Origin of the sequence: Mesorhizobium sp. C416B (assembly GCF_030323165.1) — a bacterium.
GTDB lineage: Bacteria > Pseudomonadota > Alphaproteobacteria > Rhizobiales > Rhizobiaceae > Mesorhizobium.
This window is the reverse complement of sequence record NZ_CP100471.1, coordinates 1,955,283-1,979,985: the sequence shown is the minus strand read 5'-3', so window position 1 is coordinate 1,979,985 and position 24,703 is coordinate 1,955,283. Positions and strand designations below refer to the sequence as shown.

24 protein-coding genes are annotated in these 24,703 nt (G+C 63.2%); 13 read left to right on the top strand and 11 right to left on the bottom strand.

Annotated elements, in window-relative coordinates; all coding sequences use genetic code 11:
• The first annotated feature begins 24 nt into the window (after nt 1-24).
• The gene (locus tag NLY43_RS09875) at nt 25-1,305 is read left to right on the top strand and encodes a nucleotide sugar dehydrogenase (protein WP_023710049.1); all 1,281 of its coding nucleotides are present in this window, start codon (nt 25-27) and stop codon (nt 1,303-1,305) included.
• A gap of 31 nt (nt 1,306-1,336) precedes the next feature.
• Entirely contained in the window at nt 1,337-2,356 is a 1,020-nt protein-coding gene (locus tag NLY43_RS09870) for an NAD-dependent epimerase (protein ID WP_023723332.1), read from the top strand.
• 70 nt (nt 2,357-2,426) lie between these two features.
• Here NLY43_RS09870 and NLY43_RS09865 read toward each other — a convergent pair whose 3' ends face one another.
• Nucleotides 2,427-3,251, bottom strand: coding sequence for an AraC family transcriptional regulator (locus NLY43_RS09865; protein WP_245263938.1), 825 nt, complete (start codon nt 3,249-3,251; stop codon nt 2,427-2,429).
• 219 nt (nt 3,252-3,470) lie between these two features.
• Between NLY43_RS09865 and NLY43_RS09860 the strand changes: the two genes are divergently transcribed.
• The gene (locus NLY43_RS09860) at nt 3,471-4,196 is read left to right on the top strand and encodes an SDR family oxidoreductase (protein ID WP_023682721.1); all 726 of its coding nucleotides are present in this window, start codon (nt 3,471-3,473) and stop codon (nt 4,194-4,196) included.
• 84 nt (nt 4,197-4,280) lie between these two features.
• Here NLY43_RS09860 and NLY43_RS09855 read toward each other — a convergent pair whose 3' ends face one another.
• The 3 genes from NLY43_RS09855 to NLY43_RS09845 all read right to left on the bottom strand — a co-directional run bounded on the left by NLY43_RS09855 (nt 4,281) and on the right by NLY43_RS09845 (nt 6,418).
• Nucleotides 4,281-4,511, bottom strand: coding sequence for a helix-turn-helix domain-containing protein (locus NLY43_RS09855; protein WP_023710046.1), 231 nt, complete (start codon nt 4,509-4,511; stop codon nt 4,281-4,283).
• A 22-nt stretch (nt 4,512-4,533) separates the two neighbouring features.
• The gene (locus NLY43_RS09850; RefSeq protein WP_023686930.1) at nt 4,534-5,280 is read right to left on the bottom strand and encodes an IclR family transcriptional regulator; all 747 of its coding nucleotides are present in this window, start codon (nt 5,278-5,280) and stop codon (nt 4,534-4,536) included.
• 268 nt (nt 5,281-5,548) lie between these two features.
• Nucleotides 5,549-6,418 carry a helix-turn-helix domain-containing protein gene (locus tag NLY43_RS09845; RefSeq protein ID WP_023710045.1) on the bottom strand — a complete coding sequence of 290 codons (870 nt, stop codon included), beginning with the start codon at nt 6,416-6,418 and terminating at the stop codon, nt 5,549-5,551.
• Between the two features lie 92 nt (nt 6,419-6,510).
• On the opposite strand from NLY43_RS09845, the gene NLY43_RS09840 reads away from it, so the two are divergent.
• Both NLY43_RS09840 and NLY43_RS09835 read left to right on the top strand, forming a co-directional pair.
• The gene (locus tag NLY43_RS09840; RefSeq protein ID WP_023710044.1) at nt 6,511-8,055 is read left to right on the top strand and encodes a 4-hydroxyphenylacetate 3-hydroxylase N-terminal domain-containing protein; all 1,545 of its coding nucleotides are present in this window, start codon (nt 6,511-6,513) and stop codon (nt 8,053-8,055) included.
• Between the two features lie 6 nt (nt 8,056-8,061).
• The gene (locus tag NLY43_RS09835) at nt 8,062-8,571 is read left to right on the top strand and encodes a flavin reductase (RefSeq protein WP_023692271.1); all 510 of its coding nucleotides are present in this window, start codon (nt 8,062-8,064) and stop codon (nt 8,569-8,571) included.
• A 10-nt stretch (nt 8,572-8,581) separates the two neighbouring features.
• Here NLY43_RS09835 and hpaR read toward each other — a convergent pair whose 3' ends face one another.
• Nucleotides 8,582-8,977: a homoprotocatechuate degradation operon regulator HpaR gene (gene hpaR / locus NLY43_RS09830; protein ID WP_023695202.1), complete on the bottom strand. Its 396-nt coding sequence runs from the start codon at nt 8,975-8,977 to the stop codon at nt 8,582-8,584.
• Between the two features lie 200 nt (nt 8,978-9,177).
• Here hpaR and NLY43_RS09825 point away from each other — a divergent pair, with 200 nt between their 5' ends.
• The 5 genes from NLY43_RS09825 to hpaH are packed head-to-tail and all read left to right on the top strand — an operon-like array spanning nt 9,178 to nt 13,796.
• Complete coding sequence (locus NLY43_RS09825; RefSeq protein WP_023710042.1) at nt 9,178-9,564, top strand: 5-carboxymethyl-2-hydroxymuconate Delta-isomerase; 387 nt, start codon at nt 9,178-9,180, stop codon at nt 9,562-9,564.
• An 11-nt stretch (nt 9,565-9,575) separates the two neighbouring features.
• Complete coding sequence (gene hpaE / locus NLY43_RS09820; protein ID WP_023710041.1) at nt 9,576-11,093, top strand: 5-carboxymethyl-2-hydroxymuconate semialdehyde dehydrogenase; 1,518 nt, start codon at nt 9,576-9,578, stop codon at nt 11,091-11,093.
• 14 nt (nt 11,094-11,107) lie between these two features.
• Nucleotides 11,108-12,088: a 3,4-dihydroxyphenylacetate 2,3-dioxygenase gene (hpaD, locus tag NLY43_RS09815; RefSeq protein ID WP_023710040.1), complete on the top strand. Its 981-nt coding sequence runs from the start codon at nt 11,108-11,110 to the stop codon at nt 12,086-12,088.
• Between the two features lie 29 nt (nt 12,089-12,117).
• On the top strand, nt 12,118-12,993 hold the full coding sequence (locus tag NLY43_RS09810; protein ID WP_023710039.1) for a fumarylacetoacetate hydrolase family protein: 876 nt from the start codon (nt 12,118-12,120) through the stop codon (nt 12,991-12,993).
• Nucleotides 12,987-13,796, top strand: a complete 810-nt coding sequence (gene hpaH / locus NLY43_RS09805; RefSeq protein ID WP_023710038.1) for a 2-oxo-hept-4-ene-1,7-dioate hydratase — start codon at nt 12,987-12,989, stop codon at nt 13,794-13,796. Before NLY43_RS09810 ends, hpaH begins: the two co-directional genes overlap by 7 nt.
• A 17-nt stretch (nt 13,797-13,813) precedes the next feature.
• Here hpaH and NLY43_RS09800 read toward each other — a convergent pair whose 3' ends face one another.
• Genes NLY43_RS09800 through NLY43_RS09775 form a run of 6 tightly spaced genes read right to left on the bottom strand, consistent with a single transcriptional unit; the run spans nt 13,814 to nt 20,265 of the window.
• On the bottom strand, nt 13,814-14,845 hold the full coding sequence (locus NLY43_RS09800; protein WP_023710037.1) for a phosphotransferase enzyme family protein: 1,032 nt from the start codon (nt 14,843-14,845) through the stop codon (nt 13,814-13,816).
• Nucleotides 14,842-16,149, bottom strand: coding sequence for an aminotransferase class III-fold pyridoxal phosphate-dependent enzyme (locus NLY43_RS09795; protein WP_023710036.1), 1,308 nt, complete (start codon nt 16,147-16,149; stop codon nt 14,842-14,844). The genes NLY43_RS09800 and NLY43_RS09795 overlap by 4 nt, the downstream gene beginning before the upstream one ends.
• Nucleotides 16,150-16,182: 33 nt before the next feature.
• Nucleotides 16,183-17,532 carry an aminotransferase class III-fold pyridoxal phosphate-dependent enzyme gene (locus NLY43_RS09790; RefSeq protein ID WP_023710035.1) on the bottom strand — a complete coding sequence of 450 codons (1,350 nt, stop codon included), beginning with the start codon at nt 17,530-17,532 and terminating at the stop codon, nt 16,183-16,185.
• A 20-nt stretch (nt 17,533-17,552) separates the two neighbouring features.
• The gene (locus tag NLY43_RS09785; RefSeq protein WP_023710034.1) at nt 17,553-18,215 is read right to left on the bottom strand and encodes an HAD family hydrolase; all 663 of its coding nucleotides are present in this window, start codon (nt 18,213-18,215) and stop codon (nt 17,553-17,555) included.
• The gene (locus tag NLY43_RS09780; RefSeq protein WP_023710033.1) at nt 18,212-19,495 is read right to left on the bottom strand and encodes a Tm-1-like ATP-binding domain-containing protein; all 1,284 of its coding nucleotides are present in this window, start codon (nt 19,493-19,495) and stop codon (nt 18,212-18,214) included. The genes NLY43_RS09785 and NLY43_RS09780 overlap by 4 nt, the downstream gene beginning before the upstream one ends.
• Nucleotides 19,495-20,265, bottom strand: a complete 771-nt coding sequence (locus tag NLY43_RS09775; protein ID WP_023710032.1) for an IclR family transcriptional regulator — start codon at nt 20,263-20,265, stop codon at nt 19,495-19,497. Before NLY43_RS09775 ends, NLY43_RS09780 begins: the two co-directional genes overlap by 1 nt.
• 166 nt (nt 20,266-20,431) lie before the next feature.
• Between NLY43_RS09775 and NLY43_RS09770 the strand changes: the two genes are divergently transcribed.
• From NLY43_RS09770 to NLY43_RS09760, 3 genes are all read left to right on the top strand, one after another.
• On the top strand, nt 20,432-21,880 hold the full coding sequence (locus NLY43_RS09770; protein WP_023710031.1) for an APC family permease: 1,449 nt from the start codon (nt 20,432-20,434) through the stop codon (nt 21,878-21,880).
• A gap of 63 nt (nt 21,881-21,943) precedes the next feature.
• Nucleotides 21,944-23,137 carry a cytochrome P450 gene (locus tag NLY43_RS09765; protein WP_023710030.1) on the top strand — a complete coding sequence of 398 codons (1,194 nt, stop codon included), beginning with the start codon at nt 21,944-21,946 and terminating at the stop codon, nt 23,135-23,137.
• The gene (locus NLY43_RS09760) at nt 23,134-24,621 is read left to right on the top strand and encodes an aldehyde dehydrogenase (RefSeq protein ID WP_023692260.1); all 1,488 of its coding nucleotides are present in this window, start codon (nt 23,134-23,136) and stop codon (nt 24,619-24,621) included. Before NLY43_RS09765 ends, NLY43_RS09760 begins: the two co-directional genes overlap by 4 nt.
• Nucleotides 24,622-24,703: the final 82 nt, after the last annotated feature.

Below are 24,703 nucleotides of genomic sequence, written 5' to 3'. Positions count from 1 at the left end.
CAGGTGGCTCGAGGAACCCCACGGATGTCCGAACGCATTGCAGTTATCGGCCTGGGTTATGTCGGCCTGCCGGTAGCCATTGCCTTTGGGAAGGTTTTCCCCGGCACCATAGCTTTTGACATCAGCGAGCGTCGGATCGGGGAATTGCGTGGCGGCGTCGATCGTACGGGGGAAGTTGACGCAACGGCGCTCAAGGAGACCTCGATAGGGCTGACCACCGATCGGGAGATGTTGAAAGGCGCTACTTTCTTCATCGTTGCCGTGCCAACCCCTATCGACGCAAATCGCGCTCCCGATCTAGCTTCTTTGAAACTGGCGTCCGAACTCGTCGGCGAGGCGGTGAGCAAAGGCGCCGTCGTCGTTTTTGAGTCGACAGTCTATCCAGGTGTGACCGAAGATTTCTGTGGGCCGATCATCGAGCAGGTTTCCGGCCTGCGACATCCCCGCGACTTTGCCCTCGGCTATTCGCCCGAACGCGCCAACCCCGGCGATCGAGAACACTCGCTGCAAAAGATCGTCAAAGTCGTCTCCGGCGAGAATAACGAGACGCTGGAGCGCATCGCGAACGTTTATGGCCGTATCATCGATGCCGGCGTCTACCGCGCCCCGTCGATCAAGGTGGCCGAGGCAGCGAAGGTTATCGAGAACACCCAGCGCGATCTGAACATCGCGCTGATGAACGAACTGGCAATGATCTTCGAGCGGCTCGATATCCGGACGCAGGATGTTCTTGATGCTGCGTCGACGAAATGGAACTTCCTTCCCTTCAAACCGGGGTTCGTCGGCGGCCACTGCATCAGCGTCGATCCATATTATTTGACCGCCAAGGCCGAGGCCGAAGGTTACCATCCGCAGATCATCCTCGCCGGACGTCGCATCAATGACGGCATGGGGGCCTTCGTCGCCCAGCAGGTTGTCAAACGGCTGATTGGTTCTGACACGCCCGTCAAAGGGGCTTCTGTCGGCATTCTCGGGCTGACATTCAAGGAGGACGTGCCGGATTTGCGCAACAGCCGCGTTTTCGACATGGTCAAGGAACTAAGGCAGTTCGGAATTGTCCCCAAAGTCCATGATCCCCTTGCCGATGTCGAAACCGCTCGGCGTGATCACGGCGAAACAATCCTGCCGCTCGATGAGATAAACGATTTGCAGGCGCTTGTTCTGGCGGTGCCTCACAGGCAATATCTCACCAACGAAAGAGCGCGTCTTTTTCAAATGATCAGGCCGGGGGGGACACTGTTCGATGTCAAGTCGGCCATCAAGCCCAATGAAGTTCCCGACAACATAAAATACTGGAGCTTGTAAAGCTCGCCTGAAATTAACGCTAGGATATGCAGTGACATCAAGCAGGCCGATACTGATCACCGGCGCAGCCGGGTTCATAGGGTTTCATCTTTGCCTGAGGCTGCTTGCCGAAGGAGGCCAGGTTATCGGCCTCGACTCCATGAACGAGTACTATGACGTCAGCCTGAAGCAGGCTCGTCTCGAGCGGCTGAAAGCGTTTTCGAATTTTTGTTTCGAGCATGCCGATCTCACGGAGCGGGACCGTATTTCGGAGCTCTTCCTCTCGGCCGCGCCGGAGGTTGTCGTCAATCTCGCGGCGCAAGCCGGCGTACGCTATTCGATCAGCAATCCGCACGCCTATGTGGAAAGCAACCTCAGCGGCTTTGTCAACATCCTGGAAGGATGCCGGCAGGCCTCCGTCGGCCATCTGGTCTATGCATCGTCGAGTTCGATTTATGGCGGCAGCACCCGCATGCCGTTTTCCGTGCACGATCCGGCGGACCATCCGCTCAGCCTTTACGCCGCAAGCAAGAAGGCGAACGAGCTGATGGCGCACACATACAGCCATCTGTTTCGACTGCCGACCACCGGGCTGCGTTTTTTCACCGTCTATGGTCCGTGGGGGCGGCCGGACATGGCGCTGTTCATCTTCGCCAAGGCTATCCTCGCCGGCGAGCCGATCGAGGTCTTCAACTATGGCAACATGCAGCGGGATTTCACCTATATCGACGACATTGTCGAAGGTATTATCCGCGTCATGCAGCAACCCGCGACACCCAATCCTGAGTGGAAAAGTGTCGCGCCAGACCCAGCGACCAGCAACGCCCCGTTCAGGATTCACAACATCGGCGGCAATTCGCCCGTTCAACTGAACCGATTGATCGAGGTGCTCGAAGACGCGCTGGGACGCAAGGCAAACCGCAACCTCAGGCCACTTCAGCCAGGCGACGTTCCGGCAACTTTCGCCAATGTCAGCTCGCTCGAGGAGGCGACCGGCTTCAAGCCCAAAATCCCGATCGAAATAGGGGTTCCGCGCTTTGTCGAATGGTACCGGGAGTTCTACCGAGCATGATCGGACGCTTCGCCACCTGGAGGCGGCTGGCTCCTGACCAGCCATGGCTGGCGCATGCCGCTCGGAAAACTCAATAAGCCGCAGCCGAACTGGGTGTTGCCTGAAGGCGGTCAATATCTTTCCGGGGCGGCGCACCGAACAGGCGACGATATTCTCGGCTGAACTGCGAAGGGCTGTCATAGCCCACCGCGAACCCGGCCGTGCCTGCGTTTGCGCCGCCGGCAAGCATAATCCTTCGCGCCTCCTGCAGGCGCAGCTGCTTCTGGTATTCGAGCGGGGTCATGCGCGTAATCGCCTTGAAATGGGCATGAAGGGACGACGCGCTCATGCCTGATGCCGCCGCAATCTCTTCGATGCGCAGTTGTGCCTGGAAATGATTGCGGATCGTGGCGATGGCGCGGCTGACCTGGTTCAGGTGGCTATCCGCCGACGCCATTTGGCGAAGCGTCGCACCATGCGGTCCAGTCAGGAGACGATAGAGAATCTCGCGTTCTATCAGCGGCGCCAGCACGGCGATACTCTCGGGGCGATCGAGCAACTTCACAAGCCGGCAGGCGGCGTCGATCAGGTCGGGGTCGCTCGGATAGGTCGCCAGCACGGGCAGGTCCCTGCAGGGGGCAGCGCGTCCTTCATTCACAAGCAGCTCAGCCAGTGCTGCGCTGTCAAAATCGATCTTGCAGCAGAGGTATGGCGCTGTCGGGCTCGCCTCCAGCACATGCCCGACCAGCGGCAGGTCGACTGAGACGAGCAAATAGCTCGCTGCGTCATAGACCACGCTCTGGTCGGCCAGCGAGACGCGCTTCGACCCTTGGGCGATTATGCAAAGCGACGCCTCGTAGACCGCGGGCACGGGTGCACTGGGCTGATTGGCGCGAATGAGCGACAGCCGCGGCACCGTAGTGCCGGCCATACCCGATTTTGGCGCAAAGCGGGTGATCAGCTGGGCGAGTTCATTGATTTTCTCCATGCCGCATAAATCTTCATGACGCGAAATGTTGCAAGGCATTTCGAGTTCATTTGGAGGATTGTGCAAACTCTTTGGACGATCACGCTACCGCCCTTTGCCGCTACTGCACCATTTTCCTCCCCGTCTCACAGCGAAAAAGGAACGATCATGACGGGACTTAAAGACAAGGTTGTACTCATCACCGGCGCCTCCAGCGGCATCGGCGAAGCGACGGTTCGGGAACTTGCCGGTGCCGGCGCCAGACTGTTCATCGGGGCCCGCCGCACCGAGCGGCTCAAGGCGCTGGCCGCAGAAATAGGCAAAGGCGTCGCGTGGCGCGAACTCGACGTGACTGACGCGGCGAATTTCGACGCCTTTGCCGATGCCGCTCATGCCGAATTCGGGCAGATCGATGTGCTGGTCAACAATGCCGGCGTCATGCCGCTGTCGCCGCTTGCCGCGCTGAAGCGCGATGAGTGGTCTCGCATGATCAATGTCAACATCGGCGGCGTGCTGAACGGGATCGCCGCGGTGCTGCCGCGCTTCGTCGCCCAGAAGAATGGGCATATCGTCAATGTCGCCTCGGTCGGTGCGCATATCGTGCTGCCCACCGCGGCGGTCTATTGCGGCACGAAATATGCCGTCTGGGCAATCACCGAGGGGCTGCGGCAGGAGCATGACGACATCCGCGCCACGATCATCTCCCCCGGAGTGACCGCAACCGAACTGGGCGACGATATCAGCGATCCTCAGGTCGCCACGGCTCTGAAAGAATGGCGGCAGAAGTCGCTCACACCGGACGCCATTGCACGGGCGATCCGTTTTGCGCTTGATCAACCCGATGGCGTCGACGTCAACGAAGTGATCGTACGGCCAACCGCCGCCAATATGTAGAACTTGCTGCCGGATGCCGGCTTTCGGCGAGCTGGGGCGCTCTCCGAGATCCGGCAAACGGCCCACCCCTCAACGCACCCGCCCTCAGCCTCTGGCGTAACTTCCGCGGGCCACATCGTACCGGCTCTCGAACGCGCGCGAAAAATGCGCACTCGAATTGAACCCCCAAGCAAAGGCGATTTCCGAGATCGTGGGCGACGCTCGGGCGGGCGACAACAATTCTTCCTTGCTGCGCTCCAGCCGCCTGTCCCAGACGAAGCGTTCCGGTCTCGCGGCAAGGCCGGTGCGCCGCTGGGAACTTAACCCGCTAATCATCTCCCCTGCGACGGTAGAGATGTCAGGCTTCGCCGGCCAGGCGCGCTGAAATCAGCCGCGCCGCCTTGATCACCGCTTCGCCCTGGCTGGCCGCCATGCTGTCATCGGCGCGTGACACAGGCGAGGCCACCGCCAGAGTGCCTAAAGGACGGCCATCGGAGCCGAGGATTGCCGCGGCTATGCTGTGGACGCCTTCTTCATAGCCTTGGGAGCTCGAGGAATAGCCGCGCTTGGCGGCAAGCCGGATCGCCTTCATCAGCCTGTCGGGCTGCGTCACCGTGTGTGGCGTGAAGGTCGGCAACGGCTTGTCGACATAGGCCTCGGCCGCTTCCCGAGGCGAAGCGGCGAGAAAGGCGATGCCGGAGGCGGTGCCGTGCAAGGGCAGCACCTGGCCGACATCGACATTGACCCGGTTGGCCTTTGCCGACAGCTCGACATGGACCGTCAGCAGTGCGCCGGCGCTGAATTCCGACAGATGCACCGTCTCGCCGGTTTCCAGCGCCAGCTCGCGAACCACAGGTGCTGCCACGCGCACGAAGGGAAAATGCGCGTCGCGAAACCGGGCCAGCCGCGACAGGCCGGCGCCGAGCCGGTAGCGGCGGCTTGCCGGCTCTTGTTCGATCAGGCGGTGGTCGGCCATCGCCATCAGCAGGCGCCGCGCCGTCGCCTTGTCGAGGCCGGTTTTGCGGGCGAGCTCGGACAGGCCGATCTCCGGTTCGCCGAGCGTGAACTGTTCCAACAGCGATATCGCTTTGCCGACTGTGCTCATCGTGCATCCTCAAGATACTTCGCATGGGAGGGAAGCCAATCCACCTTGCAGTCCGCTCATAGCACATAAAATGGTGGTTCAAATAACGAACCGTTTGGAAGCGACAAAAAACACCAGCAAGTTTCGCGGCGACATCAATCTCGATGCGCCGCGCCGTGCGAGGGGTGATGCTGCGCGGCAACACCTATCAACAGGTGGATCAACTCGGCGGCGCTGCGCCTGGCCGGCGTGTCGACCCAAACGCCTGATCCTGGCCGGCGCGGAAGCTTCAACTCTGCCCCAGCTGCGCGCGGCGCCAGGCGGCGGGCGCCTGGCCAACCCGCTCCCGGAAGAAGCGTGAGAAATAGGCCGGATCGTCGAAGCCGATTTCGTAGGCGATGTCCTCGACGGTGCGCACGGTGAACAGCAGCAAGCGCTTGGCCTCCAGCAACCGTCGCTCGCCCATGAGCCGCTTGACGCCGCTGCCAAGCACCCTATGGGCGGCCTTGTCGAGAAGATGCGGTGTCGTGGCCAGCGCCTCGACGTAGCGGTCGACGGGCCAGTTGTCGCGGAAATGCGCATCGACCAGACGGCGCAAGCCGCGCGCCAATGCAGCATCGGAAGAGCCAGTCGCATCCATTACCTCGGGACCAAGACGCGCGACGTGGGAGAGCGCGACGGCAATCAGCGCCGGCAGGGTCTTGTCACTCCCGGCCTGCGCCTCGGCATATTCCGTGGCGATCATCTCCAGCACCGCCGCAAGCCTTTTCCACGCGACGTGCTGAGGAAGGCTATCGGCAAAAACCGGCCGATCCAATGGCAGCAGGCTGTGAGCGGCTATTGCCGCAAGCGCATCATCGGCGACCGAAACGACGATGGCGTCGGTGCCGGGCCCGATCGAGAAGCCATGCACGATGGTGCTCGGCACGAAGCTGACGGCCGGCGCCGAAAAGTGCCAGGATTGATCGTCGATGCGATAAGTGCCGGAGCCGCTTGTCCAGTAGGTGATCTGGCCCATTTGCGGATGCTTGTGCGCGGCAACCTGGCCGAGATGAATGTTGCTGCGCGCAAGCACCGTCTCGACATGCAGGAAGCCGACTTCGAGCGGCCGCACCGGCTCGCCATAGACAAAGAAATCAGGAATGGAATTGAGGCTCATGGCGCCGGAAAAAGTCCAATCGGTTTTGCCGTTACGTCCTAACCGATCCTTGCCAGGAGAGCTAGAGTTGATGCCATAAGTGGAGGAACATCATGCGATCGGAAGACTTTCGTGCCGACAATGGGCGCCCGTTCACCGGGGCCGAGTATCTGGAGAGCTTGCGCGACGGCCGCGAGGTCTACATCAACGGCGAGCGCATTGCCGATGTCACCACCCATCCGGCGATGCGCAATTCGGCGCGGTCGCTGGCGCGCCTCTATGATGCGCTGCACGATCCCAAGCGGCAGGGCACGCTGACCTCGCCTACCGATACCGGTTCGGGCGGCTACACCCACAAATATTTCCGCGTCGCCAAATCCTCCGGCGAACTCGCGGCCCAGCAGACCGCGATCGCCGAGTGGTCACGCATGTCCTATGGCTGGATGGGCCGCACGCCCGATTACAAGGCGGCACTGATGAACACGCTCGGCGCCAATGCCGACTGGTACGGCCCGTTCAAGGACAATGCGCTCGCCTGGCACAAGCGTGCGCAGGAAGCCGTGCTGTTCATGAACCACGCCATCGTCAACCCGCCGATCGACCGCCACAAGCCGGCCGAACAGGTGAAGGATGTCTTCGTCCACATCACCAAGGAGACCGACGCCGGCATCTATGTCTCCGGCGCCAAGGTGGTGGCGACGTCCTCGGCGCTGACCCACTACAATTTCCTGGCGCAGAGTTCGGCGACGGTCACCGAAGATCCGTCGCTGTCGGTCATGTTCATCGTGCCGATGAATGCGCCGGGGGTAAAGATGTTCTGCCGCGTCTCCTATGAGCAGACGGCCAACACGGCGGCGGCTCCGTTCGACTATCCGTTGTCGTCGCGCTTCGACGAGAACGATGCCATCCTGGTGCTCGACAATGTCTTCATCCCCTGGGAGGACGTGCTGGTGCTGCGCGACGCGCAGAAAATCCTGTCCTTCCATCCGGCTTCGGGCTTCATGCATGGCTATTGCTTCCAGGGCTGCACACGCTTTGCCGTCAAGCTCGACTTCCTCGCCGGCCTGCTGGCCAAGGCGCTGCGCGCCACCGGCGGAGATGCCTTCCGAGGCAACCAGGCGGCGCTGGGCGAGGTCATCGCGCTCAGGCACATGTTCTGGAGCTTTTCCAACGCCATGGCTTATAATCCGATCCCCTGGGCGAATGGCGCTGTCCTGCCCAACCTGGAAGCAGCCCTTGCCTACCGGACTTTCATGTCGGAAGCCTACCCGCGCGTCATCGACACGGTGCGCCGGGTGATCGCCTCCGGCTTGATCTACCTGCCGTCATCGGTGCGCGACTTCAACAATCCCGAGATCGATAAATACCTCGCGCAATATGTGCGCGGTTCCAACGACATGGGCCATGTCGAGCGCATCAAGATCATGAAACTGTTGTGGGACGCGACCGGCACCGAGTTCGGCGGCCGCCACGCGCTCTACGAACTCAACTATGCCGGTGCGCCGGAAGAGGTGCGGCTGCAGGTGCTGAAGGGCGCCGAACGCGGCGGCCGGCTGAAGGCCATGGAAGAACTGGTCGATACCTGCATGGCCGACTATGACGAGAATGGCTGGACGGGAGATACCTGGCTCAATCCGCTCGCTTCTACGGCCGGGTGATGTCAGATGGCCACGCAGATTTCGAAGGCCGATTTCCGCGACGCCATGGCAAGGGTCTGCGCGCCGGTCAACATCGTCACGACAGATGGTCCGGCCGGGCGCGGCGGCTTCACCGCCACCGCCATGTGCAGTGTGTCGGACGAACCGCCGACACTGCTGGTGTGCATGAACGGCCGCTCGACGCAGGCCGCCATGTTCCTCGCCAACCGGCGCTTCTGCGTCAACGTGCTGACGCATGACCATATGCACTTAGCCGGCAAGTTCGCCGGCGCGACCAGGGACATGGAGGCACGCTATTCGGCGGCGCGCTGGCAAACGCTGGCCTCAGGCACGCCGGCGCTGTCCGATGCGATCGTCAATTTCGATTGCGAGATCGAGGATGTGCACATCGTCGGCACGCATAATGTCATGATCGGCCGCGTTATCGACGTCAGACACGGCAGCGGCGGCTCGGCCTTGCTCTATGTCGACCGCAATTACACGCAGCCGACGCGGCTTGGCAGTTTTGGCGGCTGAGCGGGAGCAGTCAGTTCTCGCCGGCGATCAGGCTCTCCAGCAGATCGAGCAATTGCTCGAGCCTCTCATGTCCGAAGCGCTGTTCGATGTCGCGGTAGATGACGAGGCGTTCCGGCGACAAGGCATCGATAAGGGCGGAGCCCGCCGGGGCGATCGTCAGCACGACACGGCGGCCATCGCCTTCCGCCTTGTTGCGGGTGATGAATTTTCGGCCCTCGAGCGTCTTGATGATGCGTGTCAGGCTGGGCGGCAGCACCGAAGCCCGATCGGCAAGTTCCGTCGCCTCGACAGGGCCGGCCTCGCTCAGAACGCGCAGCACACGCCATTGCTGTTCGGTCACGTCATGCGCCGCCAGCATAGGGCGAAACCGCGCCATCACCACTTCGCGGGCATGGAGCAGCGCCATCGGCAGAGAACGACGGGTGTTTTCAGGCAGCAAGAAGCAGCGTCCCCAATGATGCGGGCGGTCGGCGGGACCGCACGCCAAAACCTGACCTTTCATCCCGTATCGTCGCCTCAACTTGGATGCAAGTCTTGACTTCAGGGATGCTGCATGTAATTAACGCGTTAATTACAACAGTGGAACAATCCGGGGAACGAGACGCGGTGCCTCACTTTTCCATCGAGTATTCGGCCAACCTCGATGCCAAGGTCGACATGAGCGAATTGTGCGCGCTGGTGTTGCGCACCGTGCTCGGCACCGGGCTGTTTGAAACCGGCGCGGTGCGGGTGCGGGCCTTCCGCGCGGAAGCCTATGCCATCGCCGACAGCCTGCCGGAAAACGCTTTCCTCGACATGTCGTTTCGCATTGCAACCGGGCGCAGCGCCCAGGACAAGAAACGAACCGGGGAGGCGGTCTTCGCCGCGGTGAGCGAATACCTTGGCCCCCTGTTCGAGACCCCGCATTTCGCTCTTTCCCTGGAGATCAGGGAGATCGACCCGGTACTGAGCTGGAAGAAAAATGCAATCCACCCGCGACTGCGCGGCAAGTGACGGAAGCTGATATGTCCGACCTCGAAGGCAATCTGAAAAAGGCCGAGGCCTATCTGGCCCGTTTCAAGCGCGACGGCGTGCTGAACCAGATCGGCGGCGAAGCGGTGCCGGCGGTGGATGGCTCGACCTTCGAGAGCATGTCGCCGGTCGATCTCAAGCCGCTGGCCAAGGTCGCGCGTGGCAGCGCCGCCGATATCGACCGCGCCGCCAAGGCGGCAAAGGCGGCGTTCCCGGCCTGGGCCGCCATGCCGGGCGACGGGCGCAAGAAGCTGCTGCACAAGATAGCCGATGCGATCGAAGCGCGCGCCGAGGAGATCGCCTTCGTCGAGTGCATGGACACCGGCCAGGCGCTGAAATTCATGGCCAAGGCCGCGCTGCGCGGCGCCGAGAATTTCCGCTTCTTCGCCGACCGCGCGCCGGAAGCGCGCGACGGCGAGACGCTGCGCACGACAGGCCAGGTCAACATCACCACGCGCGTGCCGATCGGCCCGGTCGGCATCATCACGCCGTGGAACACGCCGTTCATGCTGTCGACATGGAAGATCGCGCCGGCGCTGGCGGCAGGCTGCACCGTCGTCCACAAGCCGGCCGAATTTTCGCCGCTGACCGCTCGCCTGCTGGTCGAGATCGCGAAGGAGGCCGGCCTGCCGAAAGGCGTGTGGAACCTGGTCAACGGCCTCGGCGAGCACGCCGGCAAGGCGCTGACCGAGCACCCTGACATCAAGGCGATCGGTTTTGTCGGTGAGAGCCGCACCGGCTCGATGATCATGAAACAAGGCGCCGATACGCTGAAGCGCGTGCATTTCGAACTGGGCGGGAAGAACCCGGTGATCGTCTTCGCCGACGCCGATCTCGAACGTGCGGCGGATGCGGCCGTGTTCATGATCTACTCGCTCAACGGCGAACGCTGCACCTCATCGTCGCGGCTGCTGGTCGAAGCCTCGGTCTACGACACATTCACGGATCTGGTCGCGGAGAAGGCAAAGCGCATCAAGGTTGGCCATCCGCTCGATCCCAAAACGGTGGTCGGTCCGCTGATCCATCCGGTGCACGAGGAAAAGGTGCTGTCCTATATCGAGATCGGCAAATCGGAAGGCGCGGTGGTAGCCGCCGGCGGCGGCAAGTTCGCCGGTCCGGGCGGTGGCTGCTATGTCAGCCCGACGCTGTTTACCGGCGCCACCAACAGGATGCGCATTGCCCAGGAAGAGATTTTCGGGCCGGTGCTGACTGCCATTTCCTTCAAGGACGAGGCCGAAGCGCTGGCGCTGGCCAACGACACCCAATACGGCCTGACCGGCTATCTCTGGACGTCGGATGTTACCCGCGCCTTCCGCTTCACCGATGCGCTGGACGCCGGCATGATCTGGGTCAATTCGGAGAATGTGCGGCATTTGCCGACGCCGTTTGGCGGCGTCAAGAATTCCGGCATCGGCCGCGACGGCGGCGACCATTCCTTCGATTTCTACATGGAGACGAAGAACATCGCCTTCGCCACTTCAGCGCACACGATCCAGAAACTCGGCGGCTGACCGGAGGACATCGCATGCCACTGCCCAAACCAAACCTCTATCCCGCCTTCAACATCGTGCGCCTCAGCCATGTCGAACTGGCGGTCACCGACCTTGCGAAATCCCGCGCCTTCTATGTCGACACGCTCGGCCTGCAGGTTACCGACGAGACATCGGAAGCCATCTATCTAAGGGCGTTGGAAGAGCGCGGACACCACTGCATCGTGCTGAAGAAGGCCGGCAGCGCCGAAGCCCGCGATCTCGGCTTCAAGGTTTTTTCGGATGAGGATCTCGACAAGGCCGAGCATTTCTTCAAGGCAAAAGGCCTGCCGGTCGAGTGGGTCGAGCGACCGTACCAGTCGCGCACCTTCCGCACCCGCGACCCGTACGGCATTCCGCTCGAGTTCTTTGCCCAAATGGAAAGGCTGCCGCCGATTCATCAGAAATATGCGCTCTACAAGGGCGTGAAGCCGCTGCGCATCGACCACTTCAACTGCTTCTCGCCCAATGTCGACGAGTCCGTCGCCTTCTACAACGAGCTTGGCTTCCGCGTCACCGAATACACCGAGGATGCCAGTAGCGGAAAGCTGTGGGCGGCCTGGACGCACCGCAAGGGCGGTGTCCACGACATCGCCTTCACCAACGGTGTGGGTCCGCGCCTGCATCACGTCGCCTTCTGGGTGCCGACACCGCTCAACATCATCGACCTGCTCGATCTGATGGCGACGACCGGTTACCTCGCAAACATCGAGCGCGGCCCAGGCCGGCATGGCATTTCCAACGCCTTCTTCCTTTATGTCCGCGACCCGGACAATCACCGCATCGAGATCTATTGCTCGGACTACCAGACGGTCGATCCGGATCTGGAGCCGATCAAATGGGACCTCAAGGACCCGCAGCGCCAGACGCTATGGGGCGCGCCGGCGCCGAAAAGCTGGTTCGAGGAGGGCAGCACCTTTGCCGGCGCGGCCGCACGCCAACCGGATTTGACGGCGTCGCCGATCATCGCACCGTGACCACAGACGCGAACCTGACGGAGACCGGGATGACTGCACATGGGCGGCTCGCCACCTTCACCGTCGGCGGCAAGACGCGCTATGGCGTGGTCACAGATAAGGGCGTCGTCGACCTGTCGGCGCGGCACAGCCAGTGGCCGACGCTGCGCGAAGTGATCGAGGCCGGCGTGCTACGGCGGCTGGCGGAAGAGGCCGAAGCCTACGCCGTCGATTTTCCAGTCGGCGCCATCGCTTATGAAATCCCTGTGCCGTCGCCGGAAAAGATCATCTGCGTCGGCGTCAACTACCCGGACCGCAACGAAGAGTACAAAGACGGCCAGGCCGCGCCTTCGAACCCGTCGCTGTTCATCCGCTTCCCCCGCTCCTTCGTCGGCCACAACGCGCCGCTGGTGCGGCCGCCGGAATCGCCGCAGCTGGACCATGAGGGCGAGATCGTCATCGTCATCGGCAAGGGTGGACGACGCATCGCCGAGAGGGATGCGCTTGACCATATCGCGGCACTATCCCTGTGCAACGAAGGCACCATTCGCGATTGGGTACGGCACGCCAAGTTCAACGTCACGCAGGGCAAGAATTTCGACCGCACCGGCTCGCTCGGTCCGTGGCTGGTGCCGTTCACCGACGAGGCGCAGATTGCCGACATCGCGCTGACCACCCGCGTCAATGGCGAATTGCGCCAGCAGGACCGCACCAGCCGGATGATCTTCTCGTTCCGCAAGATCATCGCCTATGTCTCCACCTTCACCACGCTGGTGCCAGGCGATATCATCGTCACCGGTACGCCGACCGGCGCCGGCGCCCGCTTCGACCCGCCGATCTGGCTGAAGCCGGGCGACGTGATCGAAGTCGAAGCCGACGGCATCGGCGTGCTCCGCAACGGCGTCGTCGACGAGGCAGCATCGTGACCCCCGAGCAAGTTGAAGATGCCGCGGCAAGGCTGTTCGAAGCCGAGCGTTCGCGCCGCCAGATCCGTCTGCTCAGCCTCGATTTTCCCGACGCGACGATGGAGGATGCCTATCGCGTCCAGGCAGCGCTGGTGAAACGCAAGACCGATGCCGGGCTGACCCCGAAGGGCTGGAAGATCGGCCTGACATCGAAGGCGATGCAATATGCGCTCGCCATCGACACGCCGGATTCGGGCGTGCTGTTCGACGACATGTTCTTCAACGACGGCGCGACGATACCCGTCGGCCGCTTCATCCAGCCGCGCGTCGAGGCCGAGATAGCCTTCGTCATGAAGGCGCCGCTGAGGGGCCCAGGCGTGACCATCTTTGACGTGCTCAACGCCACCGATTATATCACGCCGGCGCTCGAAATCCTCGACACGCGCATCGAACGCGTCAATGCCGAGACAAAGAAGGCGCGCACTTTCTTCGATACCATTTCCGACAACGCCGCCAATGCCGGCATTGTCATCGGCGGCCGGCCGCAACGACCCGATGAAGCCGATATGCGCTGGATCGGCGCCATCGTCTCGCGCAATGCGGAGGTCGAGGAGACCGGGCTTGGCGCCGGCGTGCTCAACCATCCCGCGATGGGCATTGCCTGGCTGGCGGACAGGCTCGCCCGCTACGGCATGTCCATCGCGGCCGGCGAGGTGGTGCTGTCCGGATCGTTCGTGCGCCCGGTCGAGGCGCGGCCCGGCGATACGATCGTCGCCGACTTCGGCAGCTCGGGAACTGTCAGCATCCATTTCGCCAAGAGCTGATGGCTCTCATCGGCTCGTCAGTTGGGCTGTTCGCCGCGCAAGTAGTCAATCACCACATCGGCCGCGATGGTCGACATGCGCAAGCCGACATCCCTGGTGATGTCGCCTTCGACGCGGCTTTGCACCCAGCCAAGAAACGCGAAGGCACGCAAGGCGGCGAATAGAGGCAATGCGGCGATGTCCTGCGGGGTCAGCGCACGCTCTTGCTGGTAGCCGTCAAGCAAAGCGGTCTCGATCAGCGGGTAGATCGCCTCCTCGCGGTTCTGGTAGAGGGCGACGGCAAGGTCGTACATGTGCCAGCCATGGCCGCAATCGTCGAAATCGATGATGCGCACCGCGCTGTCATGGATGAGCACATTTTCGCGCACCAGATCGGCGTGGATGATGCCGAAATTGCGCGCGCCGCGCTCATGTTGCGACAGCGCCTTCACTGCCTTGTCGCGCGCCTGCAAGACCAGCGCGCGGCGAGGACCATCGAGAAAGGGCGAGGTCTCGAACCGGCCCCAGACCGGGTTCGCACCGAAGAAGCCGTCGAAGTCCCAGGCATGGCGGGCGAAGCCCGCGGGCGGCGTCCACGAGGCAGTGACATTGTGCATATGGGCGATGGTCCGCCCGATCGCCGTGAAGATCTGGATCGACTGGTCGGCCGTGTAGACCAGTGGCACGCCGCGTGCGCCCACGGCGCGCCCCTCCAGCCAGCTCAGGCAATCGGCCTGCCGGGGCTGCGCCGAGGTGGCCGTGCTGACAAGCACGAACGGATCGCCGGCCTGTGTTGCGACGCAAGACGGCGTGGCGACGCCGGCGGATTGCAGGAAGCCCATCCATTGCAGTTCCGAACGCAGCGCGGCGTCCGTGTGGTAGCCGAGCCGGTGGATGCGCATGGCTGCCGGCTGACCATCCGGCAGCCGCACGCGGAAGACGGCGTTCTCGCGGTGCTTCAGAAGTTCCGGCTCAAAATTGCGGACGCCCCAATGTTCGAGCGCACGCCTGGCAAGCTCCGTGACATCGGCGGCCGTTTCGGGCTCGGATTGGGTGGAAACAGAATTCACGCCGGCACTCCGCCGACTTCGCCCAGCACCTCGTCCAGCAGGCCGATCAGGAAATCGGCATTGTCGCGCGAGAACGGCATGGGCGGGCGGATCTTGAGCACATTGCCGTGGATGCCGGTCTTGCCCATCAGGACGCCGCGATGACGCATGCGGTTGGCGACCTGCTCGGCAATGTCGGGCGCCGGTTCGCGCGTGTCGCGGTCGTGGACCAGCTCGGCGCCGAAGAACAATCCGGCGCCCCTGACCTCGCCGATGCACTCATGCCGATCGGCCAGCGGGCGCAGCAGGCCAAGCGCATAGGCGCCGACGTCTTGCGCGTTGGCGACAAGGTTTTCCTGTTCGATGACGTCGAGGACGGCATTGGCGACCGCGCAGGAGACCGGGTTGCCACCAAAGGTGTTGAAGTAGCGGAAAGCGTCGCGGAAGGTCGCCAGTATCTCCTTGGTGGTGACCACGGCCGCGATCGGATGGCCATTGCCCATCGGCTTGCCCATGGTGACGATGTCGGGGACGAAGCCGGCGCGCTGATGGCCCCAGAAATGGCTGCCGGTGCGGCCGAAGCCGGGCTGCACTTCGTCGGCGATGACCAGACCACCGGCTTCGCGCACGGCCCCCAAGGCGTCGTCGAAAAATCCGGTGGGCAGAGCCGAGAAACCTTCATTGGCGAGCAGCGGACACAAGATGATGCCAGACAGGCCAATGCCGTCCTGTGCCAGCGAAGCGATCGCTTGACGCACGGCGTCGCCGAAGGCCTTGCCATTGGCCATCGCATCGGGATGGCGATAGCTGTCGGGGGCCGGCACCAGCCTGACATGGGGGGCGCGGCCGCGGATCGGAGGCATGCGCGTGCTGAGCTGCGAAACCGCCGCCGTGTTGCCATGATAGGTGGCGTCGGTGGCGATGATGCCCATATTGCCGGAGGCGGCCTGCGCCATGCGCAGCGCTATGTCGTTGGCCTCGCTGCCGGTACAGGTCAGGATTGCGGTGGCGAGGCTTGCATCGAAGGTCGCCGTCAGCCGCTCGACATACTCGAGAATTGCGGTGTGCAGATAGCGTGTGTGGGTGTTGAGCAGGCTTGCCTGACGGCACAAGGCCTCGACCACATGCGGGTGGCAATGGCCGACATGGGCGACGTTGTTGTAGGCATCGAGATACTTGCGGCCGTCGGCATCGTAGAGCCAGACGCCTTCGCCGCGCACCAGGTGCACGGGCTCGTCGTAGAACAATTGCGATTTCGCGCCGAGCAGGCGGGCACGCCGCTTGACGAGCGCTTCCTCGCTCGGGTTCTTCTCAGATTGGGTCATTGCGTACCAAACTCCATTGCGTCAGCGGGTCCATCAGGCCCTCGACAGACCTGCATCGATGGCCTCGCCGATCTTTGCCACGTCGGCGGCGCCGATGATCAGCGGCGGCGACAGGATGATGTTGTTGCCGGACACGCGCAGCATGACGCCGGCGTCATAAGTGGCTTCCGAAACCACGGCCATGGTCTTCTTGTCCACCGGCTTTTTCGTCGTGCGATCGGAGACCAGCTCTAGCGCAGCCATCAGGCCCTTGTACCTGATGTCGCCGACGATCGCGTGCTTGGCTTTTAGCCCCTCCAGCATCGCCGCCAGCTCGATGCCGCGCGCGGCTGCGTTCTCGTCCAGGCGAAGCCGTTTGGTCTCGGCAAGTGCAGCCAGCCCTGCCGCGCAGCCGACAGGATGGCCGGAATAGGTATAGCCATGACCGATCGCCCCGAAGCTGGTCTTGTCGGCCTCGAAGACGTCGGCGACCTTGGCGCCGATCAAGGTGGCGCCGAGCGGGAAATAGCCCGAGGTGATCGCCTTGGCGATGGTCATGAAATCCGGCTTCACGCCGGATAGCCGCGAACCCGACCAGGCGCCGGTGCGACCGAAGCCCGTGACCACCTCGTCGGCGATCAGCAGGATTTCGTGGCGGTCGCATATCTCGCGCACCAGCGGCATGAAGCTGTCATGCGGAACGATGACGCCGCCGGCGCCGAGAACCGGCTCCATGATGAAGGCGGCAATGGTGTCGCCGCCCTGGAAGGCGATCTCATCCTCCAGCGCTTTGGCGCACAGTTTGGCCAGCCGCGCCGGATCGGTCTCATCGAACGGATTGCGGAAGGTCCAGGGTGCGGGAATGTGGAAGACGCCGGGCATAAGCGGCTCATAGTTGCGGCGGAAATTGGCGTTGCCGTTGACTGACGCGCCACCGAAATGGGTGCCGTGATAGCCCTTCTTCAGCGCGAGGAATTTTGTCCGGTCGCCCTGGCCGCGGATCTTCCAGTATTGGCGGGCGAGCCGCAGTGCGGTTTCGACCGAATCCGAGCCGCCCGAGGTGAAGAAGGTCCGCACCATGCCTTCCGGTTCGAACCATTCGCTGAGTTCGTAAGCGAGCTCGATCGACGGGCCGGTCGACGTGCCGCGAAACCCGGAATAGTAGGGCAGGGCGCTGAGCTGGTCGGCGATGGCCTTCTTGATCGGGTCGCAGGAGTAGCCGAGATTGACGTTCCACAGTCCGCCAACCGCATCGAGCACGGTGTTGCCGTCGATGTCGGTGACCATCACGCCTTCGCCTTTCATGATCACCTTTGGCGGGTTGGCCCGCATCTCGGCCGGGTGTGCCATCGGATGCCAGATCGGCTTGGCGTTTTTCTCGGTGAGGAAATTGATGTCGCGCATCGCAAGGCTCCGCAAATGTCTCAGGAGATGAGGTCGAAATGGCCGAGGGCCTCGGCATAGGAAAGTGCCGGCCGCGCGACGTCGAAATGAACGGTGCGCATGCCGGCGGCACGGCCGCCATCGACATTGCGCTGCTGGTCGTCAACGAACACACAGGCGCCGGCAGGCAGGCCAAGCGCCTCGGTCACCAAGGCATAGGCGCGCGGATCGGGCTTGAGGATGCCGGTATAAGTGGCGTCGACGATGGTGTCGAACAGCTCGAGCAGCGGCAGCCGCTGACGGAAGCCGGCGCCATAGAACAGATCTAGCTCGTTGGACACGATCGCCAGGCGAAATCCCGCCGCATGCACGGTCCGGATTGCGCGGACGGCTTCGGGCCGCACGATCTTTTCCGGCTCGGCTCCGCGTGCGCGCTGGACGAATGTCTCCATCGCCTGCCAGTCCTCGCCGACGAGCCGGCCGACTTCGCTGGTGCGGGTGCGCCAATAATCGCGCTCGCTGATCTCGTCGGCCTGCATGGAGCGCCACAGCGGATCTGAATCCGGGTCGAACGGCCCGTGCCATTGCAGCGTTCCCGGCGCGAGGCCGAGCGCCTGTTCGGTCAAGGCATGGGTCTCGAAAAGGGTCCGGGTGACGACGCCGCCGAAATCGAGGACGAGCGCCTGGGCAGGAACAGCGCTCACGCAGCCACTCCCTTGGCCGGCATGCCGCGCGGGATGATGCCTTCCTCGACCCAGCGGTCGAAGATTTCGAGCGCCTTGCCGACGAACTCGTCGCTGTTGATGTGGGCGTCGATCTCGTGGAACTCGACGCCGGCGGGAATGGCCTTGCGCATCTCATCGGTGAACGCCGCGAGGGCTTCGGGTTCGTACAGCGGCTCGCCCTGCGCATCCCATTCCTGGATGCCGCCGGAGGGCAGGATGAAAGCGGAGCGCCCCTTCGACGCACCGAGCTTGGCGGCGATGGTCCTGGCGACTTCACGGCGGTCGGCGGCATCGACGGTGATCGAGCCGATCAACCTGTTATGAGCATGGAATGGCCGCTGCGCGAACTTTGTCGGCAGCGCCTGCCAGGTCGGCAAATCGACCATGTCTACGGCGCCAGGGGCTGCGATCTGCGGAATGCCGCGGGCGCCGGCATTCTCGAGCCGGTCTGCGCCGGAGCTGACGACCGAACCGGCAAGATGATTGGTGATCTCCTGCAGGCTGAAGTCGAACACCGCGCAGAAATGGTCCTGGCTGGCGATCGATTCGAAGGCCCGGCCCCCCATCCCGGTGGTGTGAAAGACTGCAACGTCATAGCCGCGCTGCTCCAACGCCGGCTTCAGCGTCTTCACATATCGCAGGCAACTGCTGCCCAGCGAAGTCATGCCGATGGTCGGTCCGACCGCCGGGGCCGAAGCACGGGATGCAAGCACGATCCTCGCCGCACCGACCACCGCGCCGCAGGCCTGGGAAAGGACCAGCTTGCAGATGGTGTTGAGGCCGTAGAGCCCGCCTGCCCACAGGATCATCATCAGGTCGGGCGCGACACGCTCGGGCGGAATGAGATGCGAGTAGGCGATGGTCGAGACGACGAATTTCGGCACGCCGAGCGGCAGGCACAGCGCGACATCGAGCGCCAAATCGGTTCCCATCGAACCACCGATGGCGATGAAGGCGTCGATCTCGCCGCGCTGGTGAAGCTGGCGCACCAGCTGAACGGCGCCGACGGCCATCAATGTCATGGCGGTGTTTTCATCGCCGCTCGAGACGATTTCGGCCATCGTCACGCCAGCGGCCCGCGCAACGGCATGCTTGTCGTGATCGGGACTATAGGCGGGGTCGCCCAGCACGCTGACATCCATCATCACGGCGCGGCCACTGGATGCCTCGATACACGCTTTCATGAACAGCAGTTCGTCGGTCTTGGTATCGCCCGTGCCGATGACCAGGATGCGGGGCGTCGCCATATCTGCAGACATCAGGCCTGCCTCCTCAGGGTTTGCAGGTTTTCGCCATTGAGGCGCATCGAAATCTCCCGTGCTGCGGTCACAACCGCAAGCCCTCGTTCCACGATCGTAGCCGGTGTCGTCCTGGCCTTCGGGGCTGCCACCGCAATTGTCCCCAGCGCAAGACCATCGGCGGCGCGGATTGCAGCCGCGACGCCGATCACGCCGTCCTCATGGCCCTGGTCGCAGATTGAATAGCCGCGGTCGCGCGCCTCGCCGATCGACTTTGAAATGGCGGCCGGCTCGACGAGGGTATGATCGGTGAAGGCCTCAAGCGAACCTGTCAGGCATGCTTTCACGGTCGCGTTGTCGGCGAAGGCGAGATAGGCGATGCCGGAGGCGGTGGAATGCAGCGGCAGAAGCTGGCCGACATCGATGTTCACCCGGTTTGCCCAGCTTGAATGCTCGACATGGACGGTGATCAGCCTGTCGACGCCGAATTCCGACAGATGCACCGTCTCGGTTGTCGAACCCGCCAAATCCTGCGCCACGGGAATTGCCGTTGGCAGGAACGGGAAGCAGGCTTCGCGGATACGCGCCAGCCGCGACAGGCCGGCGCCGAGGCGATAGTGCCGCGTGCCGGCATCCTGCTCGACGAAGCCATGGCCGCCCAGCGCCATCAGCAGCCGCCGCGTCGTCGCCTTGTCGAACGCACACCGCCGCGCGAGATCGGAAAGTCCGAGCTCGGGCTCGTCCGCCGTGAACAGCTCCAGAAGTGAAATCGCCTTGCCGACCGTACCCATCCAGCCTCCCGCTCGGATAGAAACTTAATGTGTGAATTAACTTGACAGGCATCCGCATTCTTTGCAAGTCTATATTCAAAATAAGGGTTCAAATAATGAACCGATGGCATTCAGGGAGCAGGCCGAGCGGCCGCGAACCCACGGGTTCGTAAAACTGGAGGGACAAATGTCAGCAGTTTCGGAACAGGCGCCCGCCAACAGGCTGCGCAAGAACAGTCTTGGCGTCGGCGCTATCACCTTCATGGTGATTTCGGCGGCGGCGCCGCTCACCGCGGTCGCCGGCGGCACGCCGCTCGGCATGCTTATGGGCAATGGGGCGGGCTTTGCCGGAACCTATCTTATCGTGACCGTGTTGCTGCTGCTGTTTGCGGTCGGCTACGTCGCCATGTCGCGCCATGTCGGCAATGCCGGCGCCTTCTATGCCTATGCCGCGCGCGGGCTCGGCGGTTTTGCCGGCGGCGCAACCGCAATCATCGCGATCCTGTCCTACAACGCCATGCAGATCGGGGTCATGGGCCTGCTGGGGGCCGCGACCGCCGGCCTGTTCGCCGGCTGGGGCATCGACCTGCCCTGGTGGGTGTGGAGCTTCATCGCCGTCGCCATCGTCGCGGTGTTGGGCTACCGCCAGGTCGACCTGTCGGCCAAGATCCTGACGGTGCTGGTGCTGTGCGAATACATCGTGGTGCTGGTGTTAGACCTCGCCATCCTCAAGACCGGTGGCGACAGCGGCCTCTCGGCGGCGCCGTTCAGCTGGAGCCAGATCGTCAGCGGCTCGCCCGCCATCGCCATCCTGTTCTGTTTCGCCGCCTTCATCGGTTTCGAGGCGACGACGATCTACGCCGAGGAAGCCCGCGACCCCAAGGTGACCATTCCGCGCGCCACCTATTTCTCCGTGCTGCTGATCGGCGTCTTCTACATGGTCACGGCCTGGCTGATGGCGGTCGGCGCCGGCGTCGACAAATTGTTGCCGGCACTGCAGGAGCTTCAGGATCCGACGACTTTCCTGTTCGGCCTGTCCGACCGCTACGCCGGAACCATGCTGTCGCACGCCATGGGCATCCTGTTCGTGTCGAGCCTGTTTGCCGGCGTGCTGGCGTTCCACAACGCGGTTGCCCGCTACATCTACGTCTCGGGCCGCGAGAAGCTGTTGCCTGAAGCGATCGGCGTGACGCATTCAGTGCACCAGAGCCCGCATGTCGCTTCCGTCATCCAGAGCGTGTTGGCAGCGATCGTCATCGGACTGTTCGCGATACTCGGCCTCGATCCGGTTCTGGCGCTGTTTTCCTGGCTGACTAATGTCGCGACGCTGGGAGTCATCGTCATGATGGCGGTGGCCTCGCTCGCCGTGGTGATGTACTTCCGCGCCAACCCGTCGACGCAGGAGAATGCGCTGAAGACCACCATCCTGCCTGGGCTGGCCTTCATCGCTTTCGTCGTCATCATCTACCTGATCGTCATTAATTTCGGTGGCCTGTCGGGCGCCAGCGGCTTCCTCGGCGCGTTGCTGCCGGGGTTGGTGCTGATTGCCGCGGTGGTCGGCCTGCTGCTTGCCGGTGCGTTGAAGAGCCGGGATCCGGTTGCCTTCGAAAATCTCGGCGTGCCGCTGAAGGACTAGGACAAAGGACAAGGGGGTAGCGCGTTCGGCGCCGCCCCTTTCCATCGCAAGGGAGTAACGGCGTTGAGCTTTGCCGAGAGCATCACCGTTGAGGCGCTGGAAGCCGATCCGTATCCGATCTATGCGAAACTGCGGCGCAGCGCGCCTGTCGCTTTCGTGCCGGCGGTCAATCTCTGGTTCGTCACCCGCTGGAAGGACGTCGAGACCGTCGCAAAGTCACCCGACATCTTCTCCGCTGTCGTCGGTACGTCTCCGGTCGAACGCTCGTTCGGCAAGCCGACCATCCTGACCACCGACGGCGAAACGCATAGACAGCTGCGCCAAGGCGTCGATCCGAAATACCGGCCGCGCACCGTCGCCGCCTATGCCGGCGATCTCGTACGGTCGATTGCCGAACCTTTTCTCGACCGGATCGCCGAACAAGGCTCCGCCGAGCTGATGGCGGATTATTTCGAGCCGGTGTCGACGCTCAGCCTGGCGCGCTCGCTTGGCCTTGCCGACATCGACATGCCGACGCTGCGCCGCTGGTTCTATGGCCTTGCGCAGGGCGCCATCAATTTCGAGAACGACCCGAAGCGGCAAGAGATCGCCGACGCGATCAGCGCCGAGGTCGGCGCAGCCATCCGGCCGACTCTGGATAGACTTGCGCGCGCCCCCGACGGCTCGGCGCTGTCGCATATGCTGCATGACGGCATGCCGGAAGGCACGACGCGGCCGATCGATTTCTTGATGCCGAGCATCAAGGTCATTCTGCTTGGCGGCATGCAGGAGCCCGGACATGGTGCCGGTTCGATCCTCGCCGGCCTGCTTGCGCATCCCGAACAATTGCGGCAGGTGCTCGCCGATCCCGAGACCTTTGTGCCCAGGGCTGTCGATGAAGGCTTGCGCTGGGTGGCGCCGATCGGAACCCAGACGCGGCAGACGACGCAGGCGGTCGAGCTTGGCGGCGTAACCATCCCTGCCGGCGCCGCGGTCGCTGCACTTGTCTCCTCGGCAAGCCGCGACGAGAGCCGCTTTGCCGATCCAGACCGCTTCGACATCAACCGCAGGGAAGGCAATCATGCCGCCTTCGGCTTTGGTCATCATTTCTGTTCGGGCCGGTTTTTCGCGCGCGAGCAGATGTGCCTTGCGTTAAGGCTGCTGCTCCTGCGCTTCCCCGATCTCAGCTTGGTGCCAGGCAAGGTGCCGGTGTTTCGCGGCTGGGAATTCCGCGCGCCAACCACGTTGTATGTTTCCCTGGGAGTCCGCCACCAATGATCAGCCAGAATGCCATCGACGCGCTGCGCAAGACGGAGATCGGCGAGCGGGGCTTGTTTATCGACGGCGTACAGGCCGCAGCGACGAGCGGCGCGACGCTGGCGGTGATTTCGCCGATCGACGGCCGCCCTTTTGCCAGCATCGCTGACGGCAATGCCGCTGACATCGATCGCGCGGTCCGATCGGCGCGAAAAGCATTCGAGAAGGGTTCATGGTCGCGCGCCGCCCCTGCCTTTCGCAAGAAGGTGCTGACGAAATTTGCCGAGCTGATCGAAAAACATGTCGATGAGCTGGCCGTGCTTGGCGTGCGCGACAACGGCACCGAGATCGGCATGGCCTACAAGGCCGAGCCGCTGTCGGCGGCCGGCACCATCCGCTACTACGCCGAGGCGATCGACAAGGTCTATGGCGAGATCGCGCCGACGGCCGACAATGTGCTCGGGCTGATCCACAGGGAGCCACTCGGTGTCGTCGGCGTCATCGTGCCGTGGAACTTCCCGCTGATGATCGGTGCCTGGAAGATTGCGCCCGCACTGGCCACCGGCAACAGCGTCGTCGTCAAGCCGCCGGAGATCGCCTCGCTGACCTTGCTGCGGCTGGCCGAACTCGCAAGCGAGGCTGGACTTCCCGAAGGCGTGTTCAACGTCGTTACCGGTCATGGTGCTGTCGCCGGCGAAGCGCTTGGCCTCCATATGGATGTCGACGCCATCGCCTTTACCGGATCGGGGCCGGTCGGCCGGCGGCTGCTCGAATACTCCGCCCGTTCCAATTTGAAGCGGGTCTTCCTCGAGCTTGGCGGCAAGTCGCCCAACATCGTCTTTGCCGACGCTCCGGACCTGAAGCAGGCGGCGGTCGTCTCGGCTAACGGCATCTTTCGCAATTCAGGCCAGGTCTGCGTGGCGGGCTCGCGTCTGCTCGTCCAGTCGTCGGTCTATGATCTTTTCATGGACGAACTTGTCTCGGCAACCACGCGGCTCAAGGTCGGCGACCCGCTCGATCTCGCCAGCGATATCGGTGCGGTATCGAGCGCCGAACAGCTGGACAAGAATCTCGGCTTCGTCGCCATGGCGCAAGCCGAAGGCGCCCGTCTCGTCGCCGGTGGCGAACGGATACTGACCGAGACCGGCGGCAGCTACATGGCGCCGACGATCTTCGAGAACGTGACGCAAGAGATGCAGTTGGCGCGCGAGGAGGTGTTCGGACCGGTGCTCGGCGTGATGCGCTTCGAGACCGAGGAGGAGGCGGTGCATCTGGCCAACTCCACTGTCTACGGACTTGCCTCGGCGGTGTGGACCGCCAATCTTTCCACGGCCCATCGCATGGTGCGCGCCATCAACGCCGGTGTCGTCCACGTCAACACCTATGGCGGAGCCGATATCACCGTGCCGCTTGGCGGCGTCAAACAGTCCGGTTTCGGCCGTGACAAGTCGCTGCATGCGCTGGAGAAATTTGTCGACCTCAAGACCGCCTGGATTGCGCTCTGAGCCTCGCGGAAAGGCCAGCATATCTGCTCTTTTCGTCAAGCTTGGCCTCAGAACGCCACGCTGGTGCTGGTTGGCGGCGATC